Here is a 12807-nt window from a genome sequence, read left to right as displayed (position 1 = left end):
GGTCAGTGGTGGTGGCCGGCGTGGAGGTGGTCGGCGGGGCCGACCACCAGGGGGCGCACCATGTGCTGCTCGTGCTCCAGCATGTGGCAGTGGTGCACGCCGCGGCCGGTGACGGGGAAGCGGACCGCGACGGTGACCATCTCGCCCGGGGTTCCGTTCGGGCCCAGCCGGATCTCGCCCGCGGTGCCCACCCTGATGACGTCCTTCTCGCCCCGCTCGTGCGGTTCGAGTGCGGCCGCCTTCAGATACGCCACCGGTCTCGCCGTCCCGCGCACGGTGCGGTCGAAGCCGGTCACGTCGTAGTTGTCGCGGGAGAGCACCTGGAAGTGGGCCAGGTGGATGTGCATGGGGTGGGGGGAGGCGGCGAGGTTGAGGTACTTCCAGATCTCCACGCTGTCGTGGGCCACGGTGAACGCGCGGCCGTCGTCGTAGTCCATCGCGGTGCGGCGCAGTGTCGTGACGGTACCGTCGGCGTCCTTGACCTGGACGATGCCGGCGGCGGGGAAGGTGACGCCCGCCGCGTCGGCGTCCATCACCTCCTCCATCTCCCACAGTTCGGGCACGTTCGCCGTGCCCGGGCCGACCAGCACCACCCACCGCCGGGCGGCGTCGTGGTCCAGGTCGTCGTGGGTCATCCGCGCGAAGGTGGAGGACAGCACCGCAGGCGGCGCGGTGGAGCGGCCGGCTCGCTTGCGGCCGGTGACGCGGAACTGCATCACGTCGGGCTCCAGCAGATCGTTGCGGGCGCTCGACGCCCCGGGCTGCACGCCCTCCATGGTGTTGACCAGCTTCACTGCTTGCCCGCGGAAGGCGCCGAAGTCGACCAGGACGTCGGCGCGTTCGCCGGGGGAGAGGTTGAGCGCGCCGTCGACCGGCAGCGGGGCATCGAGCAGGCCCTGGTCGGTGCCGATGACCTTGAAGGCGCCGGGGACGGGCCGGCCGTCGGCCAGCAGCATCAGCCGGTAGAGGCGGGAGTTGGCGGTGTTGGCGATCCGCAGCCGGTACCAGCGCGGATCGACCTCGAGGTAGGGCCAGATCACGCCGTTGACCAGGGTGTAGGGGGCCGCGTGGGTCCGCATGAGCTTGGTGCCGACCATCTCCACCTTGTGCACCAGAGCTCCGGTGAGCGCGCCCGAGGCATCCAGGTCGAAGTTGCGGTCGCTCAGGACCAGCGGCACCTCGTGCCGGCCCCGCGGCAGATCCAGCGCCTGCTCCTCGTCGTCGCGGCAGACGAACAGGCCGGCCAGACCGGCGTACACGCTGAAGCGGCTCACGTGGTGGGTGTGGTCGTGGTACCACAGCGCCGTCGCGGCCTGGTCGTTCGGGTACGCCGACAGCTGCACGTCGCCGGGGGCGATCAGGTTCTCCATCCAGCCGTCGTTGCCGCCCCCGGTCAGCATGCCGTGCAGATGCACCGCGGCCCACGGCTGCAGACCGGCCACCCCGGGCACCTCCTCGCAGCCCGCGGTGCCGGGGTAGTTGGACAGCGGGTCGGGGGCGGGGCCGCCGGGTGCACCGAAGTCGACGGCGGTGACCGGGATCGTGCCCGTCAGCTCGTTCTCCCAGGCCACGCGCAGCCGGCGGCCGCGGACCGTCTCGATCGTCGGCCCCGGATAGCTTCCCTCGTACGTCCACATCCGCACCGCGGGCATCTGCGAGTGCACCCGGACGTCGGCGGTGCGCATCCGCACGGTCAGCTCGTCATGACCGCCGCGCTCGAGGGGCCGCAGCACCCGCGGGATGCGCAGCGGGTCCTGGAACTTCGTCAATATCAGCTTCTCCGCCGACGGCTCGGGCCCGCCGGGACCCGCATCGTGCGGCGCACCGAAGACGGAGTAGGCGGGCACCAGCGAGGCCAGGCCGGCCACGGCGCCGCCACGCAGCAGCGTGCGCCGGGCGAACAGGGGCGAGTCGGGTATGTCGGCAGAGGGATTCTCCATCTGCCGGATAGTAGGCAATACCCGCTGCAAAGCCGCTCGAAGTCCCGTCCAGGAAAAGGGAGTTCACCGCTCCTCCCGCCCGGGGCGGGAGGAGCCTAGACGGCGGCCATCTCGGTGTCCCGGCGCACCAGCGCGGCGTAGCGGCCACCCAGGGCGAGCAGCTCCTCGTGCGTGCCGCGTTCGGCGATCCGCCCCCGCTCCAGCACGATGATCTCGTCGGCGTTGCGGACCGTCGACAGCCGGTGCGCGACCGTGATGGTGGTACGGCCCGCGCTGGCGGCGTCGATGGCCTGCTGCACGGCCCGCTCGGTCTGGGTGTCCAGGGCGCTGGTGGCCTCGTCCAGGACCAGGACGGGCGGATCGCGCAGCACGGCGCGGGCGATCGCCAGCCGCTGCTTCTCCCCGCCGGAGAACCGGTAGCCCCGCTCGCCGACCACCGTGTCGTACCCCTCGGGCAGGGACATCAGATAGTCGTGGATGTGCGCCACCCGCGCCGCTTCGATCAGTTCCTCGTCCGTGGCGTCGGGTTTGGCGAAGCGCAGGTTGTCGGCGACCGAGGCATGGAAGAGGTAGGACTCCTGGGAGACCACGCCCACCGCGGCCGACAGCGTGGCGAAGGACAGCTCGCGCACGTCGACACCGTCGATCGTGACGGAGCCCGACGTGGCGTCGTACAGCCGCGGGATGAGGTAGCTCAGCGTCGTCTTGCCCGAGCCGGTTCCCCCGACGACGGCCAGGCTGCGCCCGACCGGCACGGTGACGTCGATGCCCTCCAGGGTGGGCCGCTCGGCGCCGGCGTAGCGGAAGCAGACGTCGTGCAGCCGCACCTCGCCGCGCAGGCGCGCCGGCACCACCGGCCGCTCCGGCTCGGCGACGTCGACGGGCAGGTCCAGGTACTCGAAGATCCGCCCGAACAGCTCCAGTGAGCTCTGGATGTCCAGACCGATCGTCAGCAGCCGCTGCGCCGGCCGGAACAGGATCTGCTGCAGGGTGACGAACGCGACCAGCTCACCGATGGAGACGGCCATGCGGCCGCCGCTCGCGGTCAGCCCCGCCACCCAGTAGATCACCGCGGGCATGGCCGCCATGACGACCCAGATCGTCGACTGGTACCACAGCCCCGCCGTACTCGCCCGGACCTCGGTGTCGGTGAGCTTGCGCGACTGCGCGGCGAAGGCGTCGCTGAGCGAACGCGAACGGCCCATGGTGTGCCCGAGGATGATGCCGCTGACCGACAGCGACTCCTGCACGTTGGAGGACAGGTCGGCGAACTGCCGCTGCCGCGCCCGGGTCAGCACGCGCAGCTCGTCGCCGACGCGGCGGCTGACCCACACGAATCCCGGCAGCACCACCAGCGACGCCAGGGTCAGCCGCCAGTCCAGCAGCACCATCGCGGTGATCGTCGCCAGCACGGTCGTCACGTCCGACACCAGCGCCGTCGCCGTGGTCGTCACGGTCACCTGCATCCCGCCGACGTCGTTGGCGATGCGGGACTGGACCTCACCGGTACGGGTGCGGGTGAAGAACGCCAGCGACATGCGCTGCAGATGGGAGTAGACGGCGGTGCGCAGATCGTGCATGACCAACTGGCCCACCCGCGCCGACAGATAGGTCTGCCACACGTTGAACGAACTGTTCGCCACCGCGACGGCCACCATGCCCAGGGCCAGCACCGACAGCAGCCCGGTCCTGCTCTCGGGCAGCGCCACGTCGACGATCTCACGGATCAGGAAGGGGTTGATCAGGGAGACCAGCGAGGAGGCCGCGACCAGGAACGCCACGGACAGAAGGCTCTTGCGGTAGGGGCGGAACAGCTTCAGTATCCGCCGCTTGTTGACGGGATGGCGGGCAGTGGCCGACCCGGTGGTCCTCACCCTGGTCTCCTTGTCCTCGCTGGAGTCGAAACGACGGGCGCCGCGGCCGGTTCTCACAGGTCCCCGACCAGCTCGTGCCACCGGGCCAGCTCCTCCTGCGACAGCGGCGGCAGGCACGGTGGTTCGCCGGGCGGGCTGACGCACTGGGTCCAGGGAGTCGGCAGGTAGGTTCCGTACCAGCCGATCGCCATCCACATGAGCCCCTCGCCGAGGTTCCTGCCGATGGCCTTGAAGGCGGATGAGCGCCGTGCCCGCATGTCGGTCTCCGTTTCGCCGGCCAACCATTCACCGCCACCTTCGGCGAGGCCTCTCAAGAAGCGGCGGGCCATGGCTCAAGCCCCGCTGGAGGCGCCGTCTCAGCCCGTCACCAGCAGGCCTGAAGGGCCGTCTCAGCCCTTCACCAGCAGGCCACGGCTGCGCAGCACCCAGCGTTCCAGCGGGCTGAAGAGCAGCAGATCGACGGCGATGCCGACGGCGAGGATGAGCACGATGGCCTCGAACACCATCGCCGTGTCACTGGCGTTGCGGCCGTTCTCCAGCAACTGCCCCAGCCCCACGCCCAGATCGGGGAACGAGGCGATGATCTCGGCGGCCATCAGCGAGCGCCAGGAGAACGCCCAGCCCTGTTTGAGCCCCGCGACATAACCGGGCAGCGCGGCGGGCAGGGTGACGTGCCAGATGCCTTTCAGCCCGGTGGCGCCCAGGGTGCGGCCGGCGCGCAGGAACAGCGGGGGCACCTGGTCGACGCCGGAGACCAGGCCGTTGGCGATGGACGGCACCGCGCCGAGCAGGACGACGGCGTACATCATCTTGTTGTTCAGGCCCAGCCAGAGCACCGCGGGCGGCACCCACGCCACCGACGGCAGGGACTGCAGGCCGGACAGGATCGGGCTGATCGCCGCCCGCACGAACCGCACCCTCGCCACCACCAGTCCCAGCGGGGTGCCGATGGCGAGGGCCAGCAGGAAGCCGAGCAGGCCGCGCGAGACGGATGTCCAGATGTAGCCGAGCAGTTCGCCCTTCAGCCAGGCCTGGCGCAGCACCTGCCACACGGCGGCCGGGGCGGGCAGCTTGGTGGGATCGTCGACCACCCCGAAGGACACCAGCCCCTGCCAGACGCCGAGCACCAGGGTGACGGCGATGACGGGCGGCAGCATCTTCTCGGTGAGGATCTGCCGCAGCGGCGTACGGGCCGCGGGCACCGTCTCCAAGGCGTCCAGGCCTGCCTCCAGGCCGGACAGATCGCTGCCGCCCTCTGTGACGGCGGTGTCAGTGCCGGCCATGGCGGCGGATCTCCCCACGCAGCTCTTCGGTGATCTCGACCGACAGTTCCGCCACGGCCATGTCCTCGATACGGCGCGGCTGCGGCATGTCCACCGTCCACTGCCGGGCGATGCGTCCGGGGCGGGAGGACAGCAGCACCACCCGCTCGGCCAGCCGGACGGCCTCGCGCACGTTGTGCGTCACGAACAGCACCGACAGGCCCGTCTCGGCCCAGATGCGGATCAGCTCCTCGTGCAGCACGTCCCGGGTGATCGCGTCCAGCGCCGCGAAGGGTTCGTCCATCAGCAGCAGCCGGCTGTCCTGCGCCAGCGCCCGGGCCAGCGCCACGCGCTGGCGCATCCCGCCGGACAGCTCGTGCACCCGCTTGCCGTACGCGCCCTTGAGCCGCACCAGCTCCAGCAGCTCCTCGGCCCGCTCCCGGCGCTCGCAGCGGGCCACACCGGCCAGCCGCAGGGCGAGTTCGATGTTCTTGCCCGCACTCAGCCACGGGAACAGGGCGTGCTCCTGGAACATCAGCGCCGGGCGGCCGTCGGTGGCGATGGTGCCGGCGCTGGGTTCGTCCAGGCCGGCGACCAGGTTGAGCAGGGTGGACTTTCCGCAGCCCGAGGCACCCAGCAGGGTGACGAACTCGCCGGGGGCGATGTCGAGGCTGATGTCGTCCAGCACGAGCTGGCTTTTGGCGGGGCCCGTAAACGACTTCGAGACGTGCGCGAGGCGGGCGGCGCAGGAGCCCGCCGCGGTGGTCCGGGCCGCTCCGGCTGCCTCGACGGCGGTTGTGGCGAGGGTCGTGGTCATGGTCGTCACCTCCTGGGATCTCGTCGAAACCTGTGTCAGCCGACGCCGAGACCGGCGTCGTCGACCGTGCTCCGGCCCTTGGCCCTCAGCACCTTGTTCAGGAGCGTGAGGTCGTAGATGCCCTTCAGATCGGGCTTGTCGAGCAGGCCCGCCGTGACCGCGTGCTCTGCCTCGGTGCTCAAGGTGGCGGCCAGCGGGTCGTCGGTGATCTGGAGGGACTCCCACGCCGGGTCAAGGACGTTCGCCGGCAGGGCCTTGCCCAAGTCGGCCTGCAGCTGCTTGTTCGCCGCGGCCTTCGCCTTCTCCGGGTGGGCGTTGATCCACGTGTTGGTCTCGGCCGACGCCTTCAGGACGGCCTCGACGGCCTTGGGGTGCTGTTTCAGGAAGCTCTGCCGCACGACGATGTTGGTGATCACGAACCTGTGGCCGGGCCACAGCGTCGCCTCGTCCAGCAGCACCGTGCCGCCCTCGGCGACCAGCTTGGCGGCGGTCGGCTCCGGCACCCAGGCGCCGTCGATGGAACCGGCCTTGAACGCGTCCGGCGTCACCTTGTTGTCACTGCGGACGACCGTGACGTCACCCCTGCCGCTCTGGGCGTCGACCGTCCAGCCCTGGCCGGCGATCCAGTTCAGGAAGGCCACGTCCTGCGTGTTGCCGAGCTGGGGGGTGGCGATCTTCTTGCCCTTGACGTCCTTCAGGGACCTGACCTTCTTGGGGTTGACGACCAGCTTCACCCCGCCGGACGCCGAACCGCCGATGATGCGCAGGCTCTTGCCGCCCGACTTGGTGTAGCCGTTGACCGCCGGGGACGGGCCGATCCAGCCGATGTCGATGGAGCCGGAGTTCAGCGCCTCGATCTCCGAGGGCCCGGCGTTGAAGAGGGCGTACTCGGCCTTGGTGGCGCCCAGTTCCTTCTGGAACAGGCCCTGCTCACGGCCGACCAGTGCAGTGGCGTGGGTCAGGTTGCCGAAGTAGCCGATCCGGACGGAGCCGAGCCCGTCGATCTTCTTCGCGCCGGCGGCGACCTTGGCGGTGTTCTCGTCCTTGGCCTGGGCCCCGTAGCCGCAGGCGGCGAGAGCGAGCAGGGGAAGCGTGGCCAGGGCCGCGAGGATGCAGCGCCGGGCGGGGGTGGCAGACACGGTAGGCGTCCTCTCGAATGGAGCGTGCTCAGACGTGCCGGTGCCCGTGGCCGGGTGCGGCGTCGGCGAAGGCCGCGGGGGCGAAGGACTCCCCGGCCATGCCCGCGGTGAGGGTGGTGCCGTCGCTGGGGTCGATCAGGATGAACGCGCCGGTGCGCCGGGAGTCGGCGTAGGAGTCCAGGGGCAGTGGTGCGGCAGTGCGGATCTGCACGCGGCCGATGTCGTTGGCGGCGAGCTGCCCGGGGTGCGGGTGCAGGGACAGGTCGTCGAGAGCGAGCCGGGAGGGGATGTCCTGGACGATCGCCTTGACCGTGCGGGTACCGTGCTTGAGCAGCACCCGGTGGCCGACCGTCAGCGGGGCGTCGGCGACGTGGCAGACGGTCGCCTCGATGTCCCGGGTGCTCGCCGGCGCGTCGCCGCTGGGCACGATCAGGTCGCCGCGGGAGACATCGAGGTCGTCCTGCAGCAGCAGCGTCACCGACAGCGGCGCCTGGGCCGCCTCGACCGGCTCGCCGAGCAGGTCGATCCCGGCGATGCGGGTGGCACACCCGGAGGGCAGGACCGTCACCGCCTCGCCGACGCGGAAGGTGCCGGCGGCGATCTGCCCGGCGTAGCCGCGGTAGTCGGGGTGCTCGGCGCTCTGCGGCCGGATCACGTACTGCACCGGCAGGCGGGCGGGGCAGGGCCGCGGGTCGTGCCCGGCCGGCACGGTCTCCAGATGCTCCAGCACGGTCGGGCCCGCATACCAGTCCATGGTCGCGGACGGCTCCACCACGTTGTCCCCGGCCAGCGCCGAGATCGGGATCGCGGTGACCTCCGGCACGCCCAGTTCGAGGGCGTAGGCGGTGAACTCCGCGGCGATCGCCGCGAAGACCGACTCCCGGTAGCCGACGAGGTCCATCTTGTTGACGGCGAGGACCACGTGCGGGACCCGCAGCAGGGCCGCGATCGCCGCGTGGCGGCGGGTCTGCTCGACGACGCCGTTGCGGGCGTCGACCAGGATCACCGTCAGCTCGGCGGTGGAGGCGCCGGTGACCATGTTGCGGGTGTACTGCACGTGGCCGGGGGTGTCGGCGAGGATGAACCGCCTGCGCGGGGTGGCGAAGTAGCGGTAGGCGACGTCGATGGTGATGCCCTGCTCGCGCTCGGCCCGCAGCCCGTCGGTGAGCAGCGCGAGGTCGGGCCCCTCCTGGCCGCGGCCCGCGGAGGCCCGCTCGACGGCCTCCATCTGATCGGCCAGCACCGACTTGGAGTCATGCAGCAGCCGCCCGACGAGGGTGGACTTGCCGTCGTCGACGGAACCGGCGGTGGCGAACCGCAGCAGTGCGGTCGGGGCGGCATTCACGGCGGTGGTCATGGCTAGAAGTACCCCTCGCGCTTGCGGTCTTCCATCGCGGCCTCGGAGAGCTTGTCGTCGGCCCGGGTCGCCCCGCGCTCGGTCAGCCGGGACACGGCGATCTCCGCGATCACCTTCTCGACGGTGTCGGCGTCGGAGTCGACCGCGCCGGTGCAGGACATGTCGCCGACCGTGCGGTAGCGCACCCGCCGCTTCTCCACCCGCTCGCCGTCCTTCGGCCCGCCCCACTCGCCGGCCGTCAGCCACATGCCGCCGCGCCGGAACACCTCGCGGTGATGGGCGTAGTAGATCTCCGGCAGGTCGATGGCCTCGCGGGCGATGTACTGCCACACGTCCAGTTCGGTCCAGTTGGACAGCGGGAAGACGCGGACGTGCTCGCCGGGGGAGTGGCGGCCGTTGTACAGGTTCCACAGCTCCGGGCGCTGCCGGCGCGGATCCCACTGCGAGAACTCGTCCCGCAGCGAGAACACCCGCTCCTTGGCGCGCGCCTTCTCCTCGTCCCGCCGTCCGCCGCCGAAGACCGCGTCGAACTTCTCGGCCTGGATCTTCTCCGTCAGCGGCAGTGTCTGCAGCGGGTTGCGGGTGCCGTCGGGGCGCTCTTTGAGGACGCCGCGGTCGATGTAGTCCTGCACCAGGGCGACGTGCAGCCGCAGCCCGTGTGCGGCGACCGCCCGGTCGCGGTAGTGGAGGACCTCGGGGAAGTTGTGCCCGGTGTCCACGTGCAGCAGCGAGAACGGCACCGCGGCCGGGACGAACGCCTTCAAGGCCAGGTGGAGCATGACGATGGAGTCCTTGCCGCCGGAGAACAGGATCACCGGCCGCTCGAACTCGCCCGCCACCTCACGGAAGATGTGCACCGCCTCCGACTCCAGGCCGTCGAGGTGGGACACCGTCGTGGCGTCGCGGGCCAGTCCCGCCGGATCCTGCGTCAGGACCGTCATGCCAGGCCCCTTTCGGCCAGGAAGGCGTGCAGTTCGGCGGCGGTCTCCGCCACCGACCTGCCCTCCGTGCGGATCCGCAGCTCCGGGGCGTCCGGCACCTCGTAGGGGTCGTCGATGCCGGTGAGCCCGGTCAGCTCGCCCGCCGCCTGCCGGGCGTACAGGCCCTTGACGTCCCGCTCGGCGCACACCTGCAGCGCGGTCGCCACGTGCACCTCCAGGTACTCGGTGCCGCCGGTGGTATGCCGCTCTCGGACCGCGGCGCGGGAGGCGGCGTAGGGGGCGATGACCGGGGCCAGCACCAGCACGCCGTGGGAGGCGAGCAGCTGTGCCAGGTAGCCGATCCGGGTGACGTTGGTGTGCCGGTCGGCCCGGGTGAAGCCCAGTTCCTGGGACAGGAACCGGCGGATCTCGTCACCGTCGAGTACCTCGGTCCGGCGGCCGGTGGCCGTCAGCCGGTCGGCGACCGCGCGGGCCAGGGTGGTCTTTCCCGCGCTCGGCAGCCCGGTCAGCCACACGGTGGCGCCGCGCTCGCGGGTGGCGGCGGCCGCGGCCGGTGCCGTAGGGGGTGCGGCGGCCAGGGTGTGAGCCGTGGTCACGGTGATTGCCCTCCTGAACGTGAGGTGACGTGCCGGAGCGGGACGGGGTCAGGCGGTGGCGAACTCGGCCAGGGTCCGGCCCAGGACGTCCATGTCGATCCGGTGCCAGGAACCGGGCAGTTCCAGCGACCGGCCCTCGGGCAGGGCCGCCGCGGTGGCCTGGGCCGCCGCGCGCAGCCAGTCGCTGGTGCCGCTGCTGTTGAGGACCAGCGTCGGTGTGCGGTAGTCGGCGAGCCGGCCGGCCGGGACGCTGCAGTCGCCGCAGATCGCCACGTCGTAGGCGAGGGTGTGGGCGTTGGCCTCGTTCACCGCCCAGATCGGCCCCTGGCGCCACTGCGCGACCGTGTCCGGGGTCAGCCCCAGGAAACTGCCCAGGTAGTACTCGACCGCCTCCTGACGGCGGTCCTGCTCCATCAGCACCCGCAGTGTCTTGGCGACGTTCCAGGGGGGCTTGGGGAAGCCGTCGGTGCGGTAGAACGGCTCGTGCAGCGCCAGCCGGGTGATCGGGGCGCCCGCGAGGGCCGCCTCGATCGCGAGGTTGGCTCCCGATGATCCGGCGAACACCACCGCCGACCCGCCGGCCTCCTCGATCACCGCCTCGAGGTCCTCGATCTCGCGGGCGACCGCATACTGCGGGGCGTCGCCGCTCTCGCCGCGTCCGCGGCGGTCGTAGACGTAGGTGGTGCAGTGCGGCGCCAGTTCGGGCACGAGCGCGTCGAAGATGGTGTGGTCGCGGAACGAGCCGTTCAGGAGCACGATCGGCGGACCGTCTCCCGCCTTCTCGTAGGCGATCGTGGTGCCGTCACGGGAAACGACCTTGCGCATACGCACTCCTCACGCCGAGCGGAGGTGCCCTCACCTCCCACCTGTCGGCAGCTTGAAGTGCCTCGCTGGACCACGGGTCGAAGAACGGTCGTGAGATTCCTGGGTCCCGCTCGCCCGGACCGCGTGACCCGGGCCCCCTGCCCCCGGTCCGTCGGCGGGCGGCCCCAGCGGCCCACCAGCGCGGCCACAGCCGCATTCGACTCCCGGGCCCTGTGATGGAGCGTGGCGAGACCGAACCCGGCGGTGGCCGTCAGCGGTGCGTCAGGCTCCTGGCGCACCGCTGCGGCGACAGCAGGCCGGGCCCGTCCCGTCTGCCGCCGACCAAGGGAGAGCTCATGAGCGACCGGGCCGAACTCGGTGAGGTGCGTGCTGCCCTGGTGTCGCTGCCCGGTGTGCGGGATGCCGCCGTCCATGCCGCCCGGCACGCCCCGGGTGGCCCGCGGATCGTCGCGCACGTGGTGACGCGCACCCCGCCCGCCGAACTGCGCGCCGCCCTGCGCTCCCGCCTGCCGTCCCATCTGCTCCCGGCCCGTGTGCACCGGGTGCCGTACATTCCCCTGCTGCCCGACGGCCGTACCGACCACCGCGCGCTGGCGGCGCTCACCGCGGCCGCATCCGACACCGCCTCGACGCCGGGGGAGAGCCGGTGGGCCGCGGCGAGCGTGCCGGTCACCCCCCAGCAGCGTGCCCTGCTCCCGCACGCCCTCGCCCACCGCGGCACCGGCCGCTTCGTGCAGCAGCTGCACTGGCGTTGGCGCGGCCCTCTGGACACCGGCCGGTTCACCGCGGCCTGGCAGTCGGTGTTCGCGCACGAGAGCGTCCTGCGCGCCGCCTTCGACGGCGACAAACCACGCATGGTCCTGCACGAGCACGTCCGCGCCGAGGTCGTCCGCCATGCGGTCGGCTCCGTGGACTTCGACCGGCTCACCGCACGGGACCGGCTGCGCGGCTTCGACCTGCGCCGCCCGGGCCTGCTGCGGCTCCGCCTCGTCGACGAAGCCGCCCCGCACGGCGGCGATCCGCCGTCCGTGCGGATCCTGCTCACCTTCCACACCCTCGCGCTGGACGACTGGAGCGTGGCCGTCCTGCTGGAGGAGTTCTACCGCGCCTACCTCGCCGGGGGCCGCCTGCCGGGCGGCGAACGCCGCCCCGACCACCGGGACTACGCCCGCTGGCTCACCGGCCAGGACACCGCGCCCGCCCGCGACTTCTGGTCCTCCACCGCCCCCGGCGCCACCGCCCTGATACGGCCCGGCACCCCGGGCCCGGCCACCGGCCTGAGTGGATACGGGCGGGCCGAGACCCGGCTCGCAGCCGGACCGGCGGGCCGGCTGCGAGCCTGGGCGGCCTCCCACGCCTGCACCGAGGCCGGCGCGCTGCAGGCGGCGTGGGCGCTGCTGCTGTACCGGGCGGGCGCCACCGCCGGGCCCGCGCTGGTCGGCTTCGGCGTCAGCGTCCTGGGCCGTGGCGTCGCCGTGGACTTCGTCGAGCGGCTGCCCGGCCTGCTGGCCAACACCCTGCCCATGACCGTCCGGGTCGACCCCGGCGCGCCGGTGGCCCGGCTGCTGGCCGACCTGCGCGACCAGGCACTGGAGATGGCCGCCTACGAATGGGTGTCCCTGCAGCAGATCGGCGCCTGGAGCGGGCGCGGGGCGGGCGACGAACTCCTCGAGAGCCTCGTCGTCTTCGAGCACCGGCGGCGCGGCTCCCCCACCCTGCGCTCCGCGCTCGCCGCCCAGGGCATCAGCGTCACACCGCCCCGCCCGGCCGGCACGCCCACCGTCTTGCCCGTCACCCTGCAGGCCCGCCGGGACGCCGACGACGGCCTGCACCTGAGCGCCGTCCACGACCGCGCCCGGCTCGCCGACGCCGACGCGGCACGCCTGGTCGGCCAGTGCGCCCGCCTGCTGCGCGAACTGCCCCACCTGGCAGGCGGTGCGGCGACCGTCTCCGACGCGCTCGCCGCCCTCGCCGACGAGCCACCGGCCGCCATGGCCGGCGCGCCCGCAGCGACCGCCACCGGCGCACCGACGTGAGGAGAGCACCCGTCATGACC

At 72.2% G+C, this 12807-nt stretch carries 11 protein-coding genes; 1 reads left to right on the top strand and 10 read right to left on the bottom strand.

Annotated features, from left to right (window positions below):
* Nucleotides 1-2 precede the first annotated feature (2 nt).
* The 10 genes from ACIGDI_RS33485 to ACIGDI_RS33440 all read right to left on the bottom strand — a co-directional run bounded on the left by ACIGDI_RS33485 (nucleotide 3) and on the right by ACIGDI_RS33440 (nucleotide 10751).
* Entirely contained in the window at nucleotides 3-1940 is a 1938-nt protein-coding gene (locus ACIGDI_RS33485) for a multicopper oxidase family protein (protein WP_399904639.1), read from the bottom strand.
* 95 nt (nucleotides 1941-2035) lie between these two features.
* Complete coding sequence (locus tag ACIGDI_RS33480; RefSeq protein WP_399904636.1) at nucleotides 2036-3814, bottom strand: ABC transporter ATP-binding protein; 1779 nt, start codon at nucleotides 3812-3814, stop codon at nucleotides 2036-2038.
* Between the two features lie 53 nt (nucleotides 3815-3867).
* Complete coding sequence (locus tag ACIGDI_RS33475) at nucleotides 3868-4071, bottom strand: hypothetical protein (RefSeq protein ID WP_399904633.1); 204 nt, start codon at nucleotides 4069-4071, stop codon at nucleotides 3868-3870.
* A 132-nt stretch (nucleotides 4072-4203) separates the two neighbouring features.
* Complete coding sequence (locus ACIGDI_RS33470; RefSeq protein WP_399904630.1) at nucleotides 4204-5097, bottom strand: ABC transporter permease; 894 nt, start codon at nucleotides 5095-5097, stop codon at nucleotides 4204-4206.
* Nucleotides 5084-5893 carry an ABC transporter ATP-binding protein gene (locus ACIGDI_RS33465; protein ID WP_399904627.1) on the bottom strand — a complete coding sequence of 270 codons (810 nt, stop codon included), beginning with the start codon at nucleotides 5891-5893 and terminating at the stop codon, nucleotides 5084-5086. The genes ACIGDI_RS33470 and ACIGDI_RS33465 overlap by 14 nt, the downstream gene beginning before the upstream one ends.
* 35 nt (nucleotides 5894-5928) lie before the next feature.
* Complete coding sequence (locus tag ACIGDI_RS33460; protein WP_399904624.1) at nucleotides 5929-7032, bottom strand: aliphatic sulfonate ABC transporter substrate-binding protein; 1104 nt, start codon at nucleotides 7030-7032, stop codon at nucleotides 5929-5931.
* Between the two features lie 28 nt (nucleotides 7033-7060).
* On the bottom strand, nucleotides 7061-8389 hold the full coding sequence (locus ACIGDI_RS33455) for a sulfate adenylyltransferase subunit 1 (protein WP_399904621.1): 1329 nt from the start codon (nucleotides 8387-8389) through the stop codon (nucleotides 7061-7063).
* Between the two features lie 2 nt (nucleotides 8390-8391).
* Complete coding sequence (cysD, locus tag ACIGDI_RS33450; RefSeq protein WP_399904618.1) at nucleotides 8392-9330, bottom strand: sulfate adenylyltransferase subunit CysD; 939 nt, start codon at nucleotides 9328-9330, stop codon at nucleotides 8392-8394.
* Nucleotides 9327-9908, bottom strand: a complete 582-nt coding sequence (gene cysC / locus ACIGDI_RS33445; RefSeq protein ID WP_399905293.1) for an adenylyl-sulfate kinase — start codon at nucleotides 9906-9908, stop codon at nucleotides 9327-9329. The genes cysD and cysC overlap by 4 nt, the downstream gene beginning before the upstream one ends.
* 66 nt (nucleotides 9909-9974) lie before the next feature.
* Nucleotides 9975-10751, bottom strand: coding sequence for an alpha/beta fold hydrolase (locus tag ACIGDI_RS33440; RefSeq protein WP_399904615.1), 777 nt, complete (start codon nucleotides 10749-10751; stop codon nucleotides 9975-9977).
* 335 nt (nucleotides 10752-11086) lie between these two features.
* Between ACIGDI_RS33440 and ACIGDI_RS33435 the strand changes: the two genes are divergently transcribed.
* Nucleotides 11087-12787, top strand: a complete 1701-nt coding sequence (locus tag ACIGDI_RS33435) for a condensation domain-containing protein (RefSeq protein WP_399904612.1) — start codon at nucleotides 11087-11089, stop codon at nucleotides 12785-12787.
* Nucleotides 12788-12807: the final 20 nt, after the last annotated feature.

The sequence above is a fragment of the Streptomyces sp. NPDC085900 genome (genome assembly GCF_044540925.1).
GTDB classification, from domain to species: domain Bacteria; phylum Actinomycetota; class Actinomycetes; order Streptomycetales; family Streptomycetaceae; genus Streptomyces; species Streptomyces gilvifuscus.
Note: the sequence above shows the minus strand (reverse complement) of the source record. Positions and strands in the feature narration are given on the sequence as shown.